This window comes from Streptomyces mesophilus (genome assembly GCF_040300965.1).
Lineage (GTDB): Bacteria > Actinomycetota > Actinomycetes > Streptomycetales > Streptomycetaceae > Streptomyces > Streptomyces mesophilus_A.
The window spans coordinates 1-21,703 of sequence record NZ_JBEPEW010000139.1 but is presented as its reverse complement, the minus strand read 5'-3'; the positions used below and the strand labels follow the sequence as shown (position 1 = coordinate 21,703).

Below are 21,703 nucleotides of genomic sequence, written 5' to 3'. Positions count from 1 at the left end.
GTGCGGCTGGGCGGCCGTTGCCGGCCGCGCCGGAGATCGCGGCGGCTGTGCAGCGGGCCTGCCTGGACCGGGGTCTGATCGTCGAGCTCGGCGGCCGCCACTCCAGCGTCGTCCGTCTTCTGCCCCCGCTCACGCTCACGGACGAACAGGCCACGGCGGTCCTCGACCGCCTTACGGACGCGGTGAGTTCGGTGTGCGAGGGGCGTCGAGGTGGCCTCGGGCGTGCCGGGGCGCCACGAGGGGGACTGGGGACCGGCCATACGGATAGCTCGGGGACCGGCCCCACGGCGACTCGGACCGGCGCGGCCGACGCGCATGACGCATCCCGGAACGCGGCCGCGGAGCCCGAAGCCGACGGAGACCCGGCGGCGGAGGCGGGCGGGGGCGGTGCGCGTGGGGCGGATGCGGGCCGTGCGGGTGAGGCGGATGCGGGCCGTGTGTCATCGGTCGGCGAGGACGCCGGCCGATGACACACGTGGCCGTGAGCAGGCTGTTGGCCGGGTCGGAGGACCAGCGGGCACCCCGAGCGGAGGACCGGACGGGGGCAGGGGCTCGGCCGGCGGTACGGGTGCCGGGCGACGATCAGGCATACGACGGGGCTCGGCCCGTGCTGGCGCCTGGGGACCGGCGGGTGCTCGACGGGGATGCTCGGACTGTGCTGGCGCCTGGGGACCGGCGAGGGCTGGGCGGGGACGCATGGACGGTGCCGGCACCGGTGCCAGCGCCAGACGACCGGCGGGCGCTCGATAACGGTGCTCGGGCAGTGTCTGGGGCACCGGACGGGCAGGTGCTCGGCACGGAGGGCCGGTCGCTGGTGGGGCCCGTTGATCTGCCGGAACGGGGGCCGGGCGACGGGCAGTTGCCCGAGTTGGCGAGCCGGCAGGTGTCCGAGTCGGGGAAGCCGCAGGCGCCTGCTGCGGAGGATCAATCGGAGCCGGAGCCGGAGCCTGGGGATCTGCCCGCACGAGTGTCAGGCGATGAGCGTGCCTTCGATGGCAACGCTCGGCGGGTGCCCGGCGCTGGGGAGACGCACGGCGGGGGTGCTCGGCCAGCGTCTGGGGCGCCGGACCGGCAGGTGCCCGACTCGGGGAAGCGGCAGGCGCCTGCTGCGGAGGATCACTCGGAGCCGGAGCCGGAGCCGGAGCCGGAGCCGGAGCCTGGGGATCTGCCCGCGCGAGTGTCAGGCGATGGACGGGCCCTCGATGGCGACGCCCGGCGGGTGCCAGGCTCCGGGGAGTCGCAAGGTGGGGGTGTTCGGCCAGCGTCTGGGGCGACGGACCGGCAGACCCTCGGCACGAAGGACCGACCGGTGGTGGGGCCCGGTGATCTGCCGGAACGGGGGTCGGGCGACGGGCAGTTGGCCGAGTTGACGAGCCGGCAGGTGCCCAAGTTGGCGAACAGGCCGGTGCCCGAGGCGGGGAGGCGGCAGGTGCCTGCTGCCGAGGATCCCGCGGGGCTGGAGCCAGGGGAGCGAGCTGTGCAGGGACCGGGCGGTCGGCAGGCGGCCGCGGCAGGTGCCTTGAGGGTGCCCGGCGTGGAAGACCGGCCGGCGCAGCGCGTGGGAGAGCCGCTGACCCGTACGTGGAGAGACCGGCTGACGAGCCGTTACAACAAGCTTCTACAACCGCACAAGGAATCCCTCGTGAACCGCACACCCTCACCAGACGGCCGCCCGTACACCCCTGAGCGCGGCGAGGGCGCCACGCCCGGCGCGCTCACGGCAGACCCGGGGGCCCTGCCGCGGCAGAAGAACGGCGAGGCGGAGGCGGGCGTGCCCGGGCAGCCGGCAGGAACGACTGACCCGACGGGCACGCTGCCAGCCGGAACGACTGACCCGACGGGCGCGCTGCCAGCCGGAACGACTGACCCGACGGGCACGCCTCCGGCCGGAACGACCGACCAGACCGGCAGGCCCCCGGCCGGAACGACCGACCAGACGGGCACGCCCCCAGCCGGAACCGCCGTCCCGACGGGCACGCCGCGACCTGCCGGTGAGCCGGGCTCGGCCTCCGCGCCCCCCGAAGCTGATCACCGGGGGCCGGCCGCCCCCTCCGGCGCCGAACGTCCAGCTGAGCCTGCGCCGGCTGTGCGTGACGCCGAACTCACCGCGTTCGCCGACCTGTTGGAACACCCTGACCCGAGCGCCGCGGCCAATGCGGCCGGTGTGGAGAACCTGCTCCGTTGCTGGATCCGCGAGCGCACCCTCACACCGGAGGCAGGCGGCGACGTCTTACGGATCGATCTGCCGGCGAGCGGCCTGACCCTGCTCGCGCCCGTGCACTACTGGTCCCCCACCGGTTGGCACCGCCTCGGCCCGCCGGTCTTAGCGGCCGCCCCCGCTGGCGCCCCACCAGTCGACGCCGTCACGGTGGCGGCTCTCCTGGGCCGGGAGACAGCGGCGGCCGCGCAGAAGCAACCCGCCATCGGTGCGCAGCCCGAACCCGGAACTCCCGCCGCCTGGCCCGCTGTCGGCGACGGCAGTGACCTGGTGGGCCGCGTCGCCGACTCGGTCCGCCGCACGACGGAGTTCCTCACCATCCGCCGCCGAGCCACCTCCACTCCGACTCCGATCCCCGCACCCCCGGGAGCCGCCCCCGCACCCCCGGGAGCCGGCCACGCGAACCCGGTAGCCGGCCACGCGGACCCACTCTCCGCACCCTCAGGAACCATCCACGCAGACCCACCCCCCGCAGCCCCGGGCCCCGATCACTCGGCTCCGACCCACGCGGCCCCCGGAACCTCCAGCCCGACCCCACTCTCCGGGGCCCATGGCGTCGGCGACCTGCCCCCGCTTTCCACGTCCCCCAATACCGCCCGGACGTCCCCGCTTGTCACAACCCCGGGCCCCAATCACCCGACTCCACCCCCCGCACCCCCCGGCGCAGCCGACCCGGCCGAGCTACCCGCAGCCCCGGACCGCGCCCACCCCGGCGCCACCCACCCCGGCGCCACCCACCCCGGATCCCAACCCTCGGCCCGCCCCGGCCCCACCCTCACCACGCCCTCCCGCCCCAGCACCCCCGCGCACCCCGTCTCCTCACCCGCCTCAACCCCCTCGTCCCCACACAGCCCAGGACACAGCCCCGACCTCTTCCTCACGGCCGAACAGTCGCTCGTCCTCGGTCACCCCCTGCACCCCACGCCGAAGAGCCGTGAAGGGCTGTCCGAGGCGGAGGCGGAGCGGTACTCGCCGGAGTCGTACGGGGCGTTCGCGCTGCACTGGATGGCCGTCGCACCTTCCGTGCTCGCCGCCGACTCGGCCTGGACCGAGCGAGGGCGCACCGTCACCGCGGAGCAGCTCACCTCGCGCCTCGCCGGTCCGGCGGCCGACAAGGCACTCTCCGCGCGCGCCGCCGAACTGCCCGACGGTTACGCCCTGTTGCCCCTCCACCCGTGGCAGGCCAGCGACCTGACCCACCGGCCCGAGGTCGCCGAGCTCCTGGACCGCGGCCTGATCAGGGACCTCGGCCCGCTCGGTGACGACTGGTACCCCACCTCCTCCGTTCGCACGGTCTACCGGCCCGGCGCCGCGGCCATGCTGAAGCTCTCCCTCGGCCTGCGCATCACCAACTCCCGTCGAGAGAACCTGCACAAGGAACTCCACCGAGGCGTGGAGGTCCACCGTCTGCTGCGCTCCGGACTGTCCGCCGAGTGGAAGTCGGCGCACCCCGGGTTCGACATCGTCCGCGACCCCGCCTGGCTGGCGGTTCTTGACGCGGACGGTGCCCCCGTCACCGGCCTGGACACCGTCGTCCGCAACAACCCCTTCGCCCCCGGCGACGACGTGACCTGCATCGCGGGCCTCGTCTCCCCGCGCCCGGTGCGAGCAGGCGACACAGCAGGCCACCGGACAGCCACCGACCGCACCGCCGCCCCCATGCGCTCCCGTCTCGCCGAGCTCGTCGGAGCACTCGCCGCACGCACCGGACGCCCCCGCGGAGCCGTGGCCGCCGAGTGGTTCCTGCGCTACCTCGAACAGGTCGTACGCCCTGTCCTCTGGCTCGACGGAGAGGCGGGCGTCGCGCTCGAAGCCCACCAGCAGAACACCCTCGTCGTCCTCGACCCCGACGGCTGGCCCGTCGGCGGCCGTTACCGCGACAACCAGGGCTACTACTTCCGCGCGTCACGCCGTACAGAACTCGACAAGCGCCTCCCCGGCATCGGCGTGCACAGCGACACCTTCGTCGCCGACGCGGTCACCGACGAGCGGTTCGCCTACTACCTCGGCATCAACAACGTCCTGGGTCTCATCGGCGCCTTCGGCTCACAACGGCTCGCCGACGAACGGCTGCTGCTCGCCGCCTTCCGCCGATTCCTGGCCGAATGCGCCTCAGGCACCGGCAAGCTGCGCAGCCCGCTGCCGGGCCAGCTGCTCGAGACGCCGGTGCTGCGCTGCAAGGCCAACCTGCTGACCCGGCTGCACGGCCTCGACGAACTCGTCGGCCCCGTCGACACCCAGTCCGTCTACGTCACCATCCCCAACCCCCTTCATTCCCCCCGTACATGACCGTCCGCCCGTGAGAGGAGCGTCGCCGTGCCGCCCACCGACGCGAGCACCAACCCCCAGCCTTCCGCCACTGGTACCGACACCCGGAACACCTCCGAGGACACCCTCGACCTCCGCCTGCCCGATGAGCTCCTCGCTCTGATCGCGGGAGAGGCGGACGACGAGGACACGGCACCGCAGCCGAGCCCCGCGAGGGCGGACACGGATGCCCACGACCGGACGGCTGACACCGGGGCAACGGGACAGCAGCACACCGCGGTGCGCCCCCGGCTCACCGACCCCGCGCACGGCATCCCTCCTCTCGAAGACCTGCTCGACGGAGTCTCCGGCTGGGGACCCGCATCCACGCCCGTCGGCGTGTTCCAGCTGGTCCCGGTACGGATCGAGCGTGACCTCACCCTGATCAGCAGCTGGATGAACGACCCCGCCGTGGCCGCGTTCTGGGAGCTCGACGGAGACGAATCCGTCACCGCCGACCATCTGCGCCCCCAACTCGAGGGTGACGGCCGCAGTGTGCCCTGCGTCGGCCTGCTCGACGGCACCCCGATGAGCTACTGGGAGATCTACCGGGCCGACCTCGACCCGCTCGCCCGGCACTATCCGGCGCGCCCGCACGACACCGGAATCCATCTGCTCATCGGAGGTGTCGCGGACCGCGGCCGGGGCGTGGGCACGTCCCTGCTGCGCGCCGTCGCCGACCTCGTGCTCGACCGAAGGCCCGCGTGCACCCGCGTAGTGGCGGAACCCGACCTGCGCAACACCCCTTCTGTGTCAGCCTTTTTGAGCGCAGGCTTCCGCCTCGGCGCCGAAGTGGAGCTCCCCGACAAGCGCGCCGCGCTCATGGTCCGCGACCGCGCGCTGCGTGCCCATCTCTGACCCCCGCCGCACCCACCTCACGTACCACCCCCGAGCCGAGCCGTCCTCGACCGACCACTTGCAGCACCCCCTTCTCGACACCAGGCATCGCGCCCCAATCAGCCGGATCCCCACCGGTCTTCGTTGGATCTCACTACTGGTACACCGCTCGGGCCGGGCAGGTTCCGCATCCCGGCCCACGAATTTCCGGCGCCGACGACAGCCCACCTCGCTCCACCCCGCCCAGCCCCCGCCGCTCCACCTCGCCCGACCCCCGCCACTCCGCCCCACCCGCATAAAGCCCCACCCAGGCCCGCACCCCGCTTGATTCCGGAGACCCCGTGCACAATTCCGCCGACACCCACGATTCGGCAGAGCGCCCCACGCTCTACGATCCGCCGGAACTCAACCGGGCGACATGGCACCTGGCCGGCCGCCGCCTCCTGGCCAAGATGCTGGGCGAGTTCGCCCACGAAGAGATCATCCAGCCGACTCCCGTTCCCACCCCCGCACCAACCACCCCCAGCCCCGCAGCAATCACCCCCACCCCCGCACCAGCCACACCCACCCCCGCACCAACCACCCCCCACCGCTACACGATCTCCCTCGACGACGGCCGCCAACTCGCCTTCCACGCAAGCCGAGGCGCCTACGACTCCTGGCGAGTGGATCCGGACAGCATCACCGTCGATGCGGCCACCCCAGCCACCCCAGTCACCCCAGACATCCCGCACGCCCCAGACACCCCAGACACCCCAAAGAACCCAACCCCCTCCACCGACCCCATCCGCTTCATCACCGCCGCCCGCCGCACCCTCGGCCTCGACGGCTCCACCCTCGGCCACCTCATCCACGAGCTGAACGCCACGCTCGCCGCCGACACCCGCCTCGACCACACCGCCCTGACCGCGGCGGCCCTCGCCGACCTCGACTACGCAGCACTCGAAGGCCACCAAACCGGCCACCCCTGGCTCGTACTCAACAAGGGACGGCTCGGATTCTCCGCCCAGGACTGCGCCCGGTGGGCTCCCGAAGCGCGCCGGCCTGCCCAGTTGCCCTGGATCGCGGTCAGCCAGGAGCTCGCCTCGTACCGCGGGGTGCGCGGCCTCGACACCCCCGAGCAGCTGTACGCACGCGAGCTGGACGCGACCGCCCGCGCCGCCTTCGAGGAGACGCTCCGCGAGCGGGGCCTGGACCCCGCGCGCTATCTGCTGCTGCCCGTACATCCCTGGCAGTGGGACGAGATCGTGCTGCCCCTGTTCGCGTCGTCCGTCGCGGCCGGCGACATCGTTCCGCTGGCGCCCGACGGGGATCTGCGCCTGCCGCAGCAGTCCATCCGCACCTTCCTCAATGTGTCGCGCCCCGAGCGGCACACCGTGAAACTGCCGCTGTCCATCCTCAACACCCTGGTCTGGCGCGGACTGCCCACCGAACGCACCGCCGCCGCCCCCGCGGTCACCGCCTGGGTGCACGCGCTTCGCGACGCCGACCCGTTCCTGTGCGACGAGACCCGCGCCGTCCTGCTCGGCGAGATCGCCTCGGTCACCGTCGAGCATCCCGTCTACGACGGCCTGGCGGAGGTCCCGTACCAATACAAGGAACTCCTCGGCGCGATCTGGCGTGAACCGCTCGGCCGCTACCTGGACCAGGGCGAACGCGCCCGCACCCTCGCCTCCCTGCTCCACGTCGACCCGCACGGAAGGGCTTTCACCGCGGAACTCGTCGCCCGCTCCGGCCTCGCCCCCGAGGCCTGGCTGCGCCGCCTCTTCGGTGCGCTCCTGCCGCCTCTGCTCCACTTCCTCTATCGGTACGGCACGGTCTTCTCGCCCCACGGCGAGAACACGATCGTCGTCTTCGACGAGCAGGACATCCCGGTCCGTCTCGCGGTCAAGGACTTCGTCGATGACATGAACGTCAGCGCAGTGCCCCTGCCCGAGCACGACTCCATGCCCGAGGACGTACGCGCGGTGCTCCTTACGGAGCCGCCGGACTTCCTCACCCAGTTCATCCACTCGGGGCTCTTCGTCGGCGTCTTCCGCTATCTCGCGCCGCTGTGCGAGCAGCAACTAGGCGTGTCCGAGGGGGATTTCTGGTCCCTAGTACGGGCGGAGATCCTGCGCTACCAGGCGCGCTTCCCGGAGCTCAAGGACCGTTTCGAGACCTTCGACCTGCTCGGCGAGCGCATCGCCCGGCTCTGTCTCAACCGCAACCGTCTGCACCTCGACGGCTACCGCGACCGGCCCGAACGCCCGCACGCGGCGGTGCACGGCACGGTCCCGAACCCTCTGCACCGGCCTTGAGAGCGGCCGTGGAGCCTCCGAGCGAAGGAATGTCAGTGGACCCGTTTAGGGTGGTCGGCCTATGACGAAACCCTCACTCCCCGAACTCCTGCATGCTGCCGTCACAGCCGTCGGCGGTACGGAGCGTCCTGGCCAGGTGACGATGGCCGAGGCGGTCGCCGAAGCCATCGACGGCGGCTCGCATCTCCTCGTCCAGGCGGGCACGGGCACCGGAAAGTCCCTGGGCTATCTGGTCCCGGCCCTCGCCCACGGGGAGCGCGTGGTCGTCGCCACGGCCACGCTCGCGCTCCAGCGCCAGCTGGTCGAGCGTGACCTGCCGCGCACGGTGGAGGCGCTGCATCCGCTGCTCCGCCGCAAGCCGCAGTACGCGATGCTCAAGGGCCGCTCCAACTACCTGTGTCTGCACCGGCTCCATGAAGGTGTGCCGCAGGAAGAGGAGGAGGGGCTCTTCGACCAGTTCGAGGCGGCCGCGCCCACCAGCAAGCTGGGCCAGGATCTGCTGCGGATGCGGGACTGGGCGGACGAGACCGAGACCGGCGACCGGGACGATCTGACCCCGGGTGTCTCCGACCGGGCCTGGTCGCAGATCTCGGTGTCCTCGCGGGAGTGCCTGGGCGCCACGAAGTGCGCGTACGGCGCGGAGTGCTTCGCGGAGAGCGCACGCGAACGCGCCAAGCTCGCCGACGTGGTCGTCACCAACCACGCGCTGCTCGCGATCGACGCCATCGAGGGCGCTCCCGTGCTGCCGCAGCACGAGGTCCTGATCGTCGACGAGGCGCATGAGCTGGTCTCCCGGGTCACGGGTGTCGCCACCGGCGAGCTGACGCCCGGCCAGGTCAACCGTGCGGTGAAGCGAGCCGCCAAGCTGGTCAACGAGAAGGTCGCGGACCAGCTGCAGACCGCGGCCGAGGGCTTCGAGCGGCTGATGGAGCTGGCGCTTCCCGGCCGTCTGGAGGAGATCCCCGAAGACCTCGGCTATGCGCTGCTCGCCCTGCGCGACGCCGCCCGCAATGTGATCTCCGCGCTCGGCTCGACCCGCGACAGATCCGTGCAGGACGAGGACGCGGTACGCAAGCAGGCGCAGGCCTCGGTGGAGTCGGTCCACGATGTCGCGGAGCGGATCACCAACGGGTCGGAGTGGGACGTCGTCTGGTACGAGCGGCACGACCGCTTCGGCGCGTCACTGCGCGTCGCACCGATGTCCGTCTCGGGCCTGTTGCGCGAGAAGCTCTTCACCGACCGCTCCGTGACGCTCACTTCGGCGACGCTGAAGCTCGGCGGTGACTTCAACGGGGTGGGTGCCTCGCTCGGCCTCGCCCCGGAAGGCACTGCCGGCACCGGGGAGGCCGAGGACCTCCCGGTCTGGAAGGGCGTCGACGTCGGTTCGCCCTTCGACTACCGCAAGCAGGGAATCCTGTACGTCGCGAAGCATCTCTCGCGCCCGGCGCGGGACGGCGACCGCACGGACATGCTCGATGAACTCACCGAGCTGATCCAGGCCGCCGGCGGCCGCACGCTCGGTCTGTTCTCGTCGATGCGCGGCGCCCAGCAGGCGGCCGAGGAGCTGCGGTCACGCATCCCCGAGTTCCCGATCCTGCTCCAGGGCGAGGAGACCCTCGGCGAGCTGATCAAGAACTTCGCGGCCGACCCGAAGACCTGTCTCTTCGGCACGCTCTCCCTCTGGCAGGGCGTCGATGTGCCGGGTACGGGCTGTCAGCTGGTGGTGATGGACAAGATCCCGTTCCCCCGGCCCGACGATCCGCTGATGAGCGCGCGCCAGAAGGCGGTCGAGGAGAACGGCGGCAACGGCTTCATGGCCGTCGCGGCCACGCATGCGGCGCTGCTGATGGCCCAGGGCGCGGGCCGTCTCGTACGGGCGTCGGGGGACAAGGGCGTGGTGGCGGTCCTCGATCCCCGTCTGGCCACGGCCCGTTACGGCAGCTACCTCAAGTCCTCGATGCCGGACTTCTGGTACACGACCGACCGCAACCAGGTCCGCCGGTCCCTGTCGGCGATCGACGCGGCGGCCAAGGCGGCGGACCTCGATGCGGCGGCGAAGGCGGCCGACGTCGCGGTGGCGGCCAAGGCGGCGGACGTAGACGTGGAGGAGCAGGCCGCGGCCGAAGCGGACGACGAGTAGACCGCTGCCTCGTGCGTACGGGACGAGTAGACCGCTGCCGCGTGCGTACGGAGAGGGGCCCTGCTGCTGCCGGACAGCACGCAGCGGGCCCCGTCACCGACGCCGCGCGGGGCCCCGCGGCCGGACAGCACAGGGCCCCGGAACCGGCGCAGGTGGTTCCGGGGCCCGGTCAGGGGCGGACGGGAGGTCCCGTCGCGAACCTCAGACGCGCCGCAGCACCGCCACGACCTTGCCGAGGATGGTCGCCTCGTCGCCGGGGATCGGCTGGTACGCCGCATTGTGCGGGAGCAGCCAGACATGGCCGTCCTCGCGCTTGAAGCGCTTGACCGTGGCCTCGCCGTCGAGCATGGCGGCGACGATGTCACCGTTCTCGGCGACGGGCTGGCGGCGGACCGTCACCCAGTCACCGTCGCAGATCGCGGCCTCGATCATCGAGTCACCGACGACCTTGAGGACGAAGAGCTCACCGTCGCCGACGAGCTGGCGCGGCAGCGGGAACACGTCCTCGACCGACTCCTCGGCGAGGATCGGGCCACCGGCCGCGATCCGGCCGACGAGCGGGACATAGGACGCCGCGGGCTTGCCGGTGGTGTCCGTGGCCTGGCTGCTGCCCTGGTCGGAGCCGCGCACCTCGTACGCTCGCGGGCGGTGCGGGTCGCGGCGCAGGAAGCCCTTGCGCTCCAGGGCCATCAGCTGATGGGCCACGGAGGACGTGCTGGACAGGCCCACGGCCTGGCCGATCTCGCGCATCGACGGCGGGTAACCACGCCGCTGCACGGAGTCCCGGATCACCTCGATCACCCGGCGCTGCCGGTCCGTGAGTCCCGAGCTGTCCGCCCTGATCCCGGGAGGTCGGCCGGGGAGCGAGCGTGCGGGCTTCTGGCCCTCCGGGTTCATGCCGGAGTCATTCATGGCGTGCACCGCCTCGAGTCGGCCCTGGGAGCGCTCCTGGGCGGTGATGCTGGCACTGTCTGCGGTGGTGGTCACGGCGGCCCCTTCCGAGAATGGTCTCCCTAGTCGGACAACGGTAGTTGCTTTCGAAAGGTTGCGCCAAACACACGTTCGAGTGAAAAACTTTGTATTGCCTGACGTGATCATGTGCTCGGGTGTACTGCCGAAGCTCGAACAAGGTCCGTTCCCGTGAGCGTCACAGTCTGCCATCGGCTGCCGCGCGGGATGCGGGCCCATCCTTCGCGTAACCTTTCCAACGCCTCCCGCAGGCAACGCTCATGGCCTTCCGCAAGCGACACGCGATGGTGCCGAGAATGCGGCCAAACCCCAGATCTAGTGGTTGGATTGGCGTAGCCGCCCAGAAGTTGTGGTCCCTGGTCCTATGGGCCTCGGTCATCGCCTATGCTGGGGGTCGCTTCGGGCGGGGCAGCGGTGACAAACCGCGCCTTGTGAGAGGCCATTCAGTCGTGCTGTGAAGGAGGGTTGGGAGCGATGCACTGTCCCTTCTGCAGGCACCCCGACAGCCGGGTCGTCGACTCTCGTACGACCGACGACGGCACGTCGATCCGCAGGCGCCGGCAGTGTCCGGACTGCACCCGTCGCTTCACCACCGTCGAGACCTGCTCGCTGATGGTGGTCAAGCGCAGCGGAGTGACCGAACCCTTCAGCCGTACCAAGGTCATCAATGGTGTGCGCAAGGCATGCCAGGGGCGGCCCGTCACGGAGGACGCACTCGCCCAGCTCGGCCAGCGGGTCGAGGAGGCGGTGCGCGCCACCGGCAGTGCCGAGCTGACCACCCACGACGTGGGACTGGCCATACTCGGCCCGTTGCAGGAACTCGACCTCGTCGCGTACCTGCGCTTCGCGTCCGTGTACCGGGCGTTCGACTCACTCGAGGACTTCGAGGCGGCCATCACCGAGCTGCGGCATGTGCAGGAGTTTGCCGCCGGCGCCGAGGACGCACCCGAAGCGGAGCAAGCGGGACCCCCGGGGACTGACGTTCCCGCTCCCGCCACCGCCGCCGACTGACCGGCGGGCCGGGCTGCGGGCCCCTTGGCGGGGTGCTCGCGGGGCCGGTTCTGCGGCCGATCGGCGGCCAGAAGACCTGTTGCGGGCGGTATAGCGGCGCTCGCGGCATCAGACACACATCTTGCCTCGGGAAGAGCGGGGCACTCTGGGGCGTTTTAGCCCGATATAGGGAGGCGGCATGACCGAGACGACGAGCGGCCCGGCACGAGGTTCCCGCGCCAAGGGATCCAAGGCCAGCAAGGGTCTGCGTATCGAGCGCATTCACACCACCCCCGGCGTGCACCCGTACGACGAGGTCCAGTGGGAGCGCCGTGACGTCGTCATGACCAACTGGCGCGACGGCTCGGTCAACTTCGAGCAGCGTGGCGTCGAGTTCCCCGACTTCTGGTCGGTGAACGCGGTCAACATCGTCACCAGCAAGTACTTCCGCGGGGCCGTCGGCACCCCGCAGCGCGAGACCGGTCTGAAGCAGCTGATCGACCGGATCGTGAAGACCTACCGCAAGGCCGGTGAGGACTACAGCTACTTCGCCTCGCCCGCCGACGCCGAGATCTTCGAGCACGAGCTCGCCTACGCGCTCCTGCACCAGATCTTCAGCTTCAACTCCCCGGTGTGGTTCAACGTCGGTACGCCGCAGCCGCAGCAGGTCTCCGCGTGCTTCATCCTGTCCGTCGACGACTCCATGGAGTCGATCCTCGACTGGTACAAGGAAGAGGGCATGATCTTCAAGGGCGGCTCCGGCGCCGGCCTGAACCTCTCCCGTATCCGCTCCTCCAAGGAGCTCCTGTCCTCGGGCGGCAACGCCTCGGGTCCGGTCTCCTTCATGCGCGGTGCCGACGCCTCGGCCGGAACCATCAAGTCCGGTGGCGCCACCCGCCGCGCGGCCAAGATGGTCATCCTCGACGTCGACCACCCCGACATCGAGAACTTCATCGAGACCAAGGTGAAGGAAGAGGAGAAGATCCGCGCGCTGCGTGACGCGGGCTTCGACATGGACCTGGGCGGCGACGACATCACGTCCGTCCAGTACCAGAACGCCAACAACTCGGTCCGTGTGAACGACACGTTCATGAAGGCGGTCGAGGAGGGCGGCAAGTTCGGCCTCACCTCGCGTATGACCGGCGAGGTCATCGAGGAGGTCGACGCCAAGTCGCTCTTCCGCAAGATGGCCGAGGCGGCCTGGGCCTGTGCCGACCCCGGCATCCAGTACGACGACACCATCAACGCGTGGCACACCTGCCCGGAGTCCGGCCGGATCAACGGCTCGAACCCGTGCTCCGAGTACATGCACCTGGACAACACCTCGTGCAACCTCGCCTCGCTGAACCTGATGAAGTTCCTCAAGGACGACGGCCTGGGCAACCAGTCCTTCGAGTCCGAGCGCTTCGCCAAGGTCGTCGAGCTGGTCATCACCGCGATGGACATCTCGATCTGCTTCGCGGACTTCCCGACGCAGAAGATCGGCGAGAACACCCGCGCCTTCCGCCAGCTGGGCATCGGTTACGCCAACCTCGGCGCCCTGCTGATGGCCACGGGTCACGCGTACGACAGCGACGGCGGCCGTGCGCTCGCCGGCGCGATCACCTCGCTGATGACGGGCACCTCGTACAAGCGCTCCGCCGAACTGGCCGCGGTCGTCGGCCCGTACGAGGGTTATGCGAAGAACGCCACGCCGCACAAGCGCGTCATGAAGCAGCACGCCGACGCCAACGGCAAGGCCGTCCGCATGGACGACCTGGACACCCCCGTCTGGGCCGCCGCCACGGAGGCCTGGCAGGACGTGATCCGTCTCGGTGAGAAGAACGGATTCCGCAACTCGCAGGCCTCGGTCATCGCCCCGACCGGCACCATCGGTCTCGCGATGTCCTGCGACACCACCGGTCTCGAGCCCGACCTCGCCCTGGTCAAGTTCAAGAAGCTGGTCGGCGGCGGCTCGATGCAGATCGTCAACGGCACCGTGCCGCAGGCCCTGCGCCGCCTGGGCTACCAGGAGGAGCAGATCGAGGCGATCGTCGCCCACATCGCCGACCACGGCAATGTCGTCGACGCCCCGGGCCTCAAGCACGAGCACTACGAGGTGTTCGACTGCGCCATGGGCGAGCGTTCCATCTCCGCGATGGGCCACGTCCGCATGATGGCCGCGATCCAGCCGTGGATCTCGGGCGCGCTGTCCAAGACGGTCAACCTGCCGGAGACGGCGACCGTCGAGGACGTCGAAGAGGTCTACTTCGAGGCGTGGAAGATGGGCGTCAAGGCGCTCGCCGTCTACCGCGACAACTGCAAGGTCGGCCAGCCCCTCTCCGTGCAGAAGAAGGAGAAGGAGAAGGAGGCGGTCACCGCCAAGGCCGAGGACACCATTCGTACGGCCGTCGAGAAGGTCGTCGAGTACCGTCCCGTCCGCAAGCGTCTGCCCAAGGGCCGTCCGGGCATCACCACGTCCTTCACGGTCGGTGGCGCCGAGGGTTACATGACCGCCAACTCCTACCCGGACGACGGTCTCGGTGAGGTCTTCCTGAAGATGTCCAAGCAGGGTTCGACCCTCGCGGGCATGATGGACGCCTTCTCGATCGCGGTGTCGGTCGGTCTGCAGTACGGCGTGCCGCTCGAGACGTACGTCTCGAAGTTCACCAACATGCGCTTCGAGCCGGCCGGTATGACGGACGACCCGGATGTGCGGATGGCGCAGTCGATCGTCGACTACATCTTCCGCCGCCTGGCGCTCGACTTCCTGCCGTTCGAGACGCGTTCGGCGCTCGGCATCCACTCGGCCGAGGAGCGTCAGCGCCACCTGGAGACGGGTTCGTACGAGCCCACCGAGGAAGAGCTCGACGTCCAGGGCCTGGCTCAGTCGGCGCCGCGCGCCCAGGAGCTGAAGGCCGTCGAGACGCCGAAGGCCGCTGCCGCCGCCGAGAAGGCCGCTCCGCAGCAGGCGCACACCAGCGCCGAGCTCGTGGAGATGCAGCTGGGCATCCAGGCGGACGCCCCGCTCTGCTTCTCCTGCGGCACGAAGATGCAGCGCGCCGGCTCGTGCTACATCTGCGAGGGCTGCGGCTCGACCAGCGGTTGCAGCTGAAACCAGGCGGAATTGCGTTGGCTGCGACATCCGACGTAGCCCGCGCAAGTAGCTGACCCGCAGTTCACGAAGGGGACCGACCTTGAGTCGGTCCCCTTCGTCGTGCTCGTGACCTGGCCGCGTAACCAATTCGACGGTGTGCCGGCAGGGAGCCTCGACGTGGATGGCTCGTGGGAATGCAGATGACAACGCCCGGCCTCTGGTCGAACATCGTTCCGTGATCCCTGACCTGCAGAGTTTCGCCCTCCGAGTTGTTGTCCCCGACCAGGTGGTCCTCGGAAGCGCAGTGGAAGTACGCCCTCACATTGGAGGGCGGGACGTAGTGGCTGAGGTATTCGACGAAGGACCGGGCGCAGACCCCCGCCACCTCCTCTTCCCCAAGGGGCCACTTCATGCCCACGCGTCGCCCCGCGAGGTTCGCTTGGCGGAGGCAACGTGCACTGAAGGGTGCTGTGGCGCCCTGTATGTCACGATCCGTCGTGATGGTGACCAGGTCATTTGGGGGCCGTGGCGCAATCCCGATGAAGATGAGGTCGGTCTGCCGGAGTTCAGATTTGACGCTCAGCGCTACCAAGCAGAGGTTGAGCGTGCAACGCTGGACCGCTCCTGGGAATGGCCGGCCAGGACTGTCGCCCGCCTCGTCGAAGAACAGCTTCGGCAGTGCACCGCCTGGCTCGAGCGCTGGGAGTGTGAACTCGGCAGCGTGTCTGCCTGGCTCTGGGAGCCGGATCAGATCAACCTCTTCCTCTTCCACCCGGGCCGGGATGCCATCAAGGATGGCCGTCCTTGGCTCCAGTTCCAGATGACCTTGGACGTTTCCGGCGACGACCCGGCGGCCCAGGCTGATGAGTTGGTGGCGGAGCTCACGGCGTTCGACCCACGCGCGGCTGCCGATGTCTGCGGTGGTTCAAAGGAGTTCGCCCGTCAGCTCGGCTACCCCTGGCCGCCAGGGCGCAGGCCGTGAGCTCAGGGAATACAACGCTCCAGGCATAGGCGCCCTCCGCCGGCAGGCGCCACCGCTGAGCGGTAACTGAACGAAGGGGACCGGGTGTTGAGCCGGTCCCCTTCGGGGTTTGCGGAGCTTGTGGTGGGGGAGCGGGCCTGGCAGGGTGGCGGTCGTGATCAACAGAGACGAGTGCACCTTCCGCCGGTGAGCGAGGCGACCGGGAGGCAGGCTCCCGGAGAGCGGGCTCCGTTGTACGACCGGGTGCTGGTACTGCACCTGTCCGCACCCGACGGCCCGCTGCCGCGCGGGCAGCGGCGGGCCCTCGAGCGACAACACCCCCGGCACCCCAAGGCGAACGGTCCCGAGGACCGCGGCCGAGCCGGCGCGTCCGTGGCCGCGCTGCTCGACGGCCACTTCGGCCGGCCCGCTTCGCGTCCCGGTGAGCTGCTCCACGTGTTCCACGACGTGGACGTGCCGATCCATCCCAACGAGCACATCCGTACGGCGGTCGGTCGGGCGGATGCCGAGCGCGTCCGTCGTACGGGGCGGTGGCTGGTCAGGAACGGGACAGATCACTGTGCGGTGGCCGTGGGCCTCGCGCTTGTCGCGGAAGCCGGGACCGAGGACGACCTCGTCCTGATGCGGACGGCCGGGCTGCTGTCGAACTGGTTCGGCGCGCTGGCGGCGTACGGTCTGGAGCGGCTGCCCGGCGGTGCGGCCGCGCTGCTCTGGCTCGCCGAGCGCGTCGACGACTGGGGCCGCGTCCACGTCGTCGAATCACTCTGCGGTCTGGACGACCCGGTGGTCCGGTCCTGGCTGCTGCGCCGGGCGTGCGACGGTGAGTTCCTCAAGGCGTACGTCGTCGGCAGCGTCGCCGCAGCCACCCGCCTCCATGAGGTCATCCGCGCGCCGGAGGTGGACGCCGAGGTCGTCGACCACACCGGGGAACTGCTCCAGACGATGACCGAATGCACCGGCATGGGCATGACTCTCCGGCACTATCCCCATGCAGAGCCGGTGCTGGCCGCACTGCTGCGGCACCTCGCCGACTCGCGGCCCGGCGCCCGCAATTACTGCACCGTCGCCTGGCTCGTACGAGGCCTGCGCGGAGAATTAGACGCGGAGGCCGTCGGGTCCGTGGAGCGGTGGCGGCCGCACGCGGAGGCGTATGCCGCGCTCCTCGACCGCGACGACTGGTGCGAGGCGGCCAGGGAGGCTCGTACGGCCGGGGATCCCGGGATCCTGTGGCTGCTGGAGAGGGAGTGGGGGCGCGGGCTGCGGGCGTTCGCCGCACGGTGAGGGCTCCCGGGGGCCGGCCGGTCGGCCCCCTGCGGCCCGCAGCCGCTCAGACAGGCGCCCCCATCGCCAGCGCGAACGCCGACGGGTCCAGTTCGAAGCCCTTGAAAGCCGGGCGGAGTTGCCAGGTGTGGTTGCCGCCGTCGCGGGTGAACTCGGCGAGGACCGCCGCGGTGCAGCGGGGGATGGCCGTGAAGTCGAAGTGGGCCAGGTCCGTGTGGGATTCGCGCAGGCGGACCGAGGCGTTGAGGGTCTCGCCGAAGCTGAGGTCGCCCTGGGACTGCTGGATCGCGACGCCGAGGACCACGCGGACGTAGCTCTCGTTGAGCCGGTTCAGCTCGAGCGTCATCACCTCGTCGTAGCCGAAGCCCTGGCCCGTCTGGCTGTCCCGGTTCAGCGTGATGGTGCCGTCGGGGGAGCGGCTGCCGAAGTGCACCAGATACGCCGGCTTGCCGTGCGGGTCCGACGCGTCGTACACCGCGCACACCAGGTCCAGGTCGTGCTTCGGGCGGCCCGGTGGTGCCGGGTCCCACTTGAGGCCGGCCTCCACCTTGGTCAGACCCTTGCTGAAACTGCTCATCAGATCTCCCCTGGAACGTTCTCCTTGGGGACACGCTACGTCGTGGCACGGACAACTCGCCCGGGGGTGCGTCGAGTTGGATCTGTCAGTGGGGGATGCCGCGGGGCGGACGCGTCCGGGGGAGCTCGTCGCGGAAGCGGGCTATCTCCGAGCTCACCTGGCGGATCAGGTGCGTGTGCTCGATGCGGTCGAGGTAGAGACAGCGCCGGGCCAGGCCGTCGAGCTCGAAGACGAAGCACAGGGACATCAGGGGGTTGATGAACAGTTCGCTGCCACGGGTGCGGTGCGTGAACTGCGTATCGCCGAAAGCCCCTTGGACGGCCGCGGCGATCGAACCGTTGACGATGCTGGGGTGGTCGGGGGTGTGCTCCCGCGCGTGCGCGACCGCGTCGACGAACAGCGCGCCCTCCCGAGTCGTACGGGAGACGGAGAACGCGCCGAGGTAGGCGCCGTCGCGCTCCAGAGCCGCGATGTTCTCCAGGACCAGACCGTGGCTCACTCCGTGGTACGCGTCCACGCCGAAGCCGACCGACAGGACCAGCCGCTCGACCCCTTCGATTCCCGCGAGGGCGGCGACACTTGTGAGGTCCTCCTCGGGAGTGCCGAGGCCGGATTCGTCGCCGCGCATCAGGATGTCCGTGCCGCCGTCTACCAGGATGACCGTGTCGATCCCATACGCCTCGATGAGCGCGCGGTACGCCTCGCGCAGCGGCTGCACCCCCACGCGGGCGAAGGCGTGCACCGTGCTCGGATAGCCGTGCAGGTGCAGCCAGTCGGCCAGAGTGCGTTCGGGGAAGTACGTCTGGTGCGGGGCCGCGGCGGGAGTGACCGCGGCGACGTCCGGCGCCAGCCAGGCATCGAGCGGGAGGCCTTCGATCGCGCTGAACGTCAGGTTGGCGAGCGTCACTTGGCGGCCCTGGGCGAGCAGGGAGAGGGCCACGGGCAGCCCTGCGTAGATGTCGAAACCGCCGCCCGCTCCGGCGACCAGGATGCGTTCCGCCTTCTCCAGACGGCCGAACAGAGGGTGATCATGCAGTGCGGTCATGGCCGCCATTGTCACGGTGACTCTCGTGTGGGTACTCCTTCGCGGAGCGTGACCCACGCCACGCGGAGCGCCGTACTATGGCGCGCGTGCTGGTCAAGTGGATGCGTTGCACCGTGACGGACCGCAGGGGGTTCGAGCAGGGGCAGCGGAGGTGGGCGGGGCTTCTGGGGGAGCCGGGGTTTCGGGGGCAGGGCGGGGGATGGAGCACGCGGCGGGCCGATGTGGTGCATCTCTTCGCCTTCTGGGAGAGCCGGTCGTTCTACGACTCGTTCATGGCCCGCTCCCATGACCGCCTGGCCTCCGCTCAGGCCGGTACGTACACGAACATGCAGGTCAAGCTGTTCGACTACCGCTTCGATGTGAAGACGGGCTTCGAGCCGCGCTTCACCGACGCGGACCTCGTGCGGATCGCGCACTGCCGGGTGCACGAGGAGCAGGCCGAGCACTTCGCGCTGATGCAGCAGAAGGTGTGGAATCCCGCGATGGCCGGTTCGCCCGGCATGCTGCGGGGCTTCTTCTCCGAGGCGCCCGGCAGCGAGTTCCTTGTCCTGTCCATGTGGCAGTCCGAGGCCGAGCACGGAAAATACCGCCAGGAGCGGGTGGAACGCCTTTCGCTGCGGGCCGGGACCGAGAAGGACCTGATCGGGCTCGACGGGGACATCGTCAAGCTGCTGCCGCAGTGGACCGTGTAGAACGTCGGACGCCGGTGGCGCCCTGATCGCGCACGCGTACGTGCGGCGATCTAGGGTTTCGGCATGGCGCGACCTCGGCGGATCGTTCTCGTCCGGCACGGGGAGTCGGAGGGCAATGCCGACGACTCGGTGTACGAACGCGAGCCCGACCATGCGCTGATGCTCACCGGGCGCGGGTGGGAGCAGGCCGAGGAGACGGGGGAGCGGCTGCGCGAGCTGTTCGGTGACGAGCGCGTGAGTGTCTACGTATCGCCGTATCGACGAACGCTCGAGACCTTCGACGCCTTCGGGCTCGACCCCGCGCGGGTCCGGGTGCGCGAGGAGCCCCGGCTGCGCGAGCAGGACTGGGGGAACTGGCAGGACAGGGACGACGTCCGGCTGCAGAAGGCCTACCGCGACGCGTACGGGCACTTCTTCTACCGCTTCGCGCAGGGCGAGTCCGGGGCCGATGTGTACGACCGGGTGGGGGCGTTCCTTGAGAGCCTCTACCGCAGCTTCGAGGACCCCGAGCATCCGCCGAACGTGCTCCTGGTGACGCACGGGCTGACGATGCGGCTGTTCTGCATGCGGTGGTTCCACTGGTCGGTCGCGGAGTTCGAGGCGCTGTGCAATCCGGGCAATGCCGAGATGCGGGTGCTCGTCTTGGGGGAGGACGGGCGGTACGCCCTGGACCGGCCCTTCGAAAGGTGGCGTGAGCCCGAGACCTACGGGCGGGAGCGGGGACGGCGGTGACCGAAGGGTGAGCGCGCGCTGAGGGACGGCGCATCCAGTGACCGAAGAGTGACCGCGCATTTATTCGAGGCGTATGGGCGGATTCGTTAGAGTGGGGGCGCGATGATCGCTGAATCCTCCTCCCCTGCCGCAGGTTCCGCCGACGCCCGCCTCACCCGTGCCCTCGCCAGCCTGCGCGGCCTGGCCGTGGGGGACGCCCTCGGTTCGCAGTACTTCGTGCCCGAGAACTATCCGCTGCTCAAGCGCCGTGAGGTCCCCGAAGGCGCCTGGCAGTGGACCGACGACACCGAGATGGCCTGCTCCGTGGTGGCCGTGCTCGCCCGGTACCACCGCATCGACCAGGACGCCCTCGCTCAGTCCTTCGCGCACCACCACGACTTCGACCGCGGATACGGGCCCGCCGTGAACCGCATGCTGCGCCTGATCCGCGAGGGCGGCGACTGGCGTGAGCTGGCGGCCGGCCTGTTCAAGGGCCAGGGCTCCTGGGGCAACGGCGCGGCGATGCGGATCGCGCCGCTCGGTGCCTGGTACGCCGACGATCCCGAGCAGGCCACGCATCAGGCCGAGATCTCCGCGTACACCACGCATCAGCACCGCGAAGCGGTCGTCGGCGCGATGGCCGTGGCCGCCGCGGCCGCGCTCGTCGCCGGCGCCAAGGAGCCGCTGACCGGCCGGGTGCTGCTCGACGGCGTGATCGACCTCGTGCCGCGCAGCGCCGTGGGCGCCGGGCTGCGCCGCGCCCGCGACATGCTCGACTACGGCGACGCGAACACCGTCGCGGCCGTGCTCGGCTGCGGCCGGCGCACCTCCGCGCATGACACGGTGCCGTTCGCGCTGTGGTCGGCGGCGCGCGGGCTCGGCGACTATGCCACGACGTTCTGGACGACCGCCCAGGTCGGCGGCGATGTGGACACCACCTGCGCCATCGCGGGCGGCGTCGTCGCGGCCGCGCAGGCGGGTGCGCCGCCGGCCGAGTGGGCGGAGCGCACGGAGTCCCTGCCCAAGTGGGCGCCCACCGCGGCCTGACGCCGGGCGGCGCCAACTGTCACGGTCCTGCCACAGAGCCCCCGTATACGGGGCCGGGCGGCCCTTGCCGTGCTGCCTTGGGGCTACTCTGACGGCCCACGCCGCCCGATGATCTTCGGTTGCTTCGACGGAGCCATGAGCCAGTGACGCTCGACGGGCGGGTGCCGACGAGACACCGGCCCGGGGCCCTCAGCCAGGTCCAGGCCGGTCGGGAGGGGGTCCCGTGTCCGATACACCGTCCACACCCGAAATACCCGAGCCCGAGCCTGATACCGGGCCCGAAAGCGCCGAGCCGCAGAAGCGGGACACTCCGCAGCGGCAAGGGGCAGATGAAGCCGTACGGGAAGAACGCACTCCGACCGCGGAAGAACCGCAGGACGCCGTCGCGCCCCGCACGCTCGCCGAGGCCGCCGTCGCCTGGGGCACGTCCGTCCCGCCCCAGTCCACCGCCACGCGCACCAGGGCTGCGGCCGGCCCGCCGCCCAACCCGTGGGCCACACACGAGCGCCCTCCGTCGCTCTTCGACGGCAT

General features: G+C 70.5%; 14 protein-coding genes and 2 pseudogenes. 13 read left to right on the top strand and 3 right to left on the bottom strand.

Features of this window, described 5'->3' with window-relative positions; genetic code table 11:
- The 5 genes and pseudogenes from ABT367_RS33330 to ABT367_RS33310 all read left to right on the top strand — a co-directional run.
- Positions 1-470, top strand: a pseudogene (locus tag ABT367_RS33330) (hypothetical protein); the annotation flags it as partial.
- 2,099 nt (positions 471-2,569) lie between these two features.
- Positions 2,570-4,507 (top strand): IucA/IucC family protein, encoded by a 1,938-nt coding sequence (locus tag ABT367_RS33325; protein WP_434975595.1) that lies wholly within the window; start codon positions 2,570-2,572, stop codon positions 4,505-4,507.
- A gap of 27 nt (positions 4,508-4,534) precedes the next feature.
- A complete protein-coding gene (locus ABT367_RS33320) occupies positions 4,535-5,383 on the top strand; it encodes a GNAT family N-acetyltransferase (protein ID WP_352257009.1) in 849 nt (282 codons plus the stop codon).
- Between the two features lie 431 nt (positions 5,384-5,814).
- On the top strand, positions 5,815-7,662 hold the full coding sequence (locus ABT367_RS33315) for an IucA/IucC family protein (protein ID WP_434975594.1): 1,848 nt from the start codon (positions 5,815-5,817) through the stop codon (positions 7,660-7,662).
- Positions 7,663-7,723: 61 nt separating this feature from the next.
- On the top strand, positions 7,724-9,802 hold the full coding sequence (locus ABT367_RS33310) for an ATP-dependent DNA helicase (protein ID WP_352257007.1): 2,079 nt from the start codon (positions 7,724-7,726) through the stop codon (positions 9,800-9,802).
- Positions 9,803-10,003: 201 nt separating this feature from the next.
- On the opposite strand, the gene lexA is transcribed toward ABT367_RS33310, so the two are convergent.
- The gene (gene lexA / locus ABT367_RS33305; protein WP_352257006.1) at positions 10,004-10,789 is read right to left on the bottom strand and encodes a transcriptional repressor LexA; all 786 of its coding nucleotides are present in this window, start codon (positions 10,787-10,789) and stop codon (positions 10,004-10,006) included.
- 456 nt (positions 10,790-11,245) lie between these two features.
- On the opposite strand from lexA, the gene nrdR reads away from it, so the two are divergent.
- The 4 genes from nrdR to ABT367_RS33285 all read left to right on the top strand — a co-directional run bounded on the left by nrdR (position 11,246) and on the right by ABT367_RS33285 (position 17,100).
- The gene (gene nrdR / locus ABT367_RS33300; protein ID WP_199550594.1) at positions 11,246-11,782 is read left to right on the top strand and encodes a transcriptional regulator NrdR; all 537 of its coding nucleotides are present in this window, start codon (positions 11,246-11,248) and stop codon (positions 11,780-11,782) included.
- Between the two features lie 178 nt (positions 11,783-11,960).
- Positions 11,961-14,855, top strand: a complete 2,895-nt coding sequence (locus tag ABT367_RS33295; protein ID WP_352257005.1) for a vitamin B12-dependent ribonucleotide reductase — start codon at positions 11,961-11,963, stop codon at positions 14,853-14,855.
- 421 nt (positions 14,856-15,276) lie between these two features.
- A complete protein-coding gene (locus tag ABT367_RS33290; protein WP_352257004.1) occupies positions 15,277-15,819 on the top strand; it encodes a hypothetical protein in 543 nt (180 codons plus the stop codon).
- A gap of 186 nt (positions 15,820-16,005) precedes the next feature.
- Positions 16,006-17,100 (top strand): hypothetical protein, encoded by a 1,095-nt coding sequence (locus tag ABT367_RS33285; protein ID WP_352257003.1) that lies wholly within the window; start codon positions 16,006-16,008, stop codon positions 17,098-17,100.
- 46 nt (positions 17,101-17,146) lie between these two features.
- On the opposite strand, the gene ABT367_RS33280 is transcribed toward ABT367_RS33285, so the two are convergent.
- Positions 17,147-17,677 (bottom strand): TerD family protein, encoded by a 531-nt coding sequence (locus ABT367_RS33280; RefSeq protein WP_352257002.1) that lies wholly within the window; start codon positions 17,675-17,677, stop codon positions 17,147-17,149.
- Between the two features lie 85 nt (positions 17,678-17,762).
- Positions 17,763-18,722, bottom strand: a complete 960-nt coding sequence (locus ABT367_RS33275) for a DUF1152 domain-containing protein (protein WP_352257001.1) — start codon at positions 18,720-18,722, stop codon at positions 17,763-17,765.
- Positions 18,723-18,808: 86 nt separating this feature from the next.
- On the opposite strand from ABT367_RS33275, the gene ABT367_RS33270 reads away from it, so the two are divergent.
- From ABT367_RS33270 to ABT367_RS33255, 4 genes and pseudogenes are all read left to right on the top strand, one after another.
- Positions 18,809-19,414: a YdbC family protein gene (locus ABT367_RS33270; RefSeq protein ID WP_352257000.1), complete on the top strand. Its 606-nt coding sequence runs from the start codon at positions 18,809-18,811 to the stop codon at positions 19,412-19,414.
- Positions 19,415-19,477: 63 nt separating this feature from the next.
- Complete coding sequence (locus ABT367_RS33265; protein WP_352256999.1) at positions 19,478-20,146, top strand: histidine phosphatase family protein; 669 nt, start codon at positions 19,478-19,480, stop codon at positions 20,144-20,146.
- A gap of 102 nt (positions 20,147-20,248) precedes the next feature.
- On the top strand, positions 20,249-21,172 hold the full coding sequence (locus tag ABT367_RS33260) for an ADP-ribosylglycohydrolase family protein (protein ID WP_352256998.1): 924 nt from the start codon (positions 20,249-20,251) through the stop codon (positions 21,170-21,172).
- A 223-nt stretch (positions 21,173-21,395) separates the two neighbouring features.
- A pseudogene (locus ABT367_RS33255) lies at positions 21,396-21,703 on the top strand (hypothetical protein); the annotation flags it as partial.

Coding starts and splice junctions, on each gene's coding strand:
- ABT367_RS33315 (WP_434975594.1), top strand. CDS start 5,815: ATGCTGGGCGAGTTCGCCCACGAAGAGATCATCCAGCCGACTCCCGTT.
- ABT367_RS33310 (WP_352257007.1), top strand. CDS start 7,724: ATGACGAAACCCTCACTCCCCGAACTCCTGCATGCTGCCGTCACAGCC.
- nrdR (WP_199550594.1), top strand. CDS start 11,246: ATGCACTGTCCCTTCTGCAGGCACCCCGACAGCCGGGTCGTCGACTCT.
- ABT367_RS33295 (WP_352257005.1), top strand. CDS start 11,961: ATGACCGAGACGACGAGCGGCCCGGCACGAGGTTCCCGCGCCAAGGGA.
- ABT367_RS33280 (WP_352257002.1), bottom strand. CDS start 17,677: ATGAGCAGTTTCAGCAAGGGTCTGACCAAGGTGGAGGCCGGCCTCAAG.
- ABT367_RS33275 (WP_352257001.1), bottom strand. CDS start 18,722: ATGACCGCACTGCATGATCACCCTCTGTTCGGCCGTCTGGAGAAGGCG.
- ABT367_RS33265 (WP_352256999.1), top strand. CDS start 19,478: ATGGCGCGACCTCGGCGGATCGTTCTCGTCCGGCACGGGGAGTCGGAG.
- ABT367_RS33260 (WP_352256998.1), top strand. CDS start 20,249: ATGATCGCTGAATCCTCCTCCCCTGCCGCAGGTTCCGCCGACGCCCGC.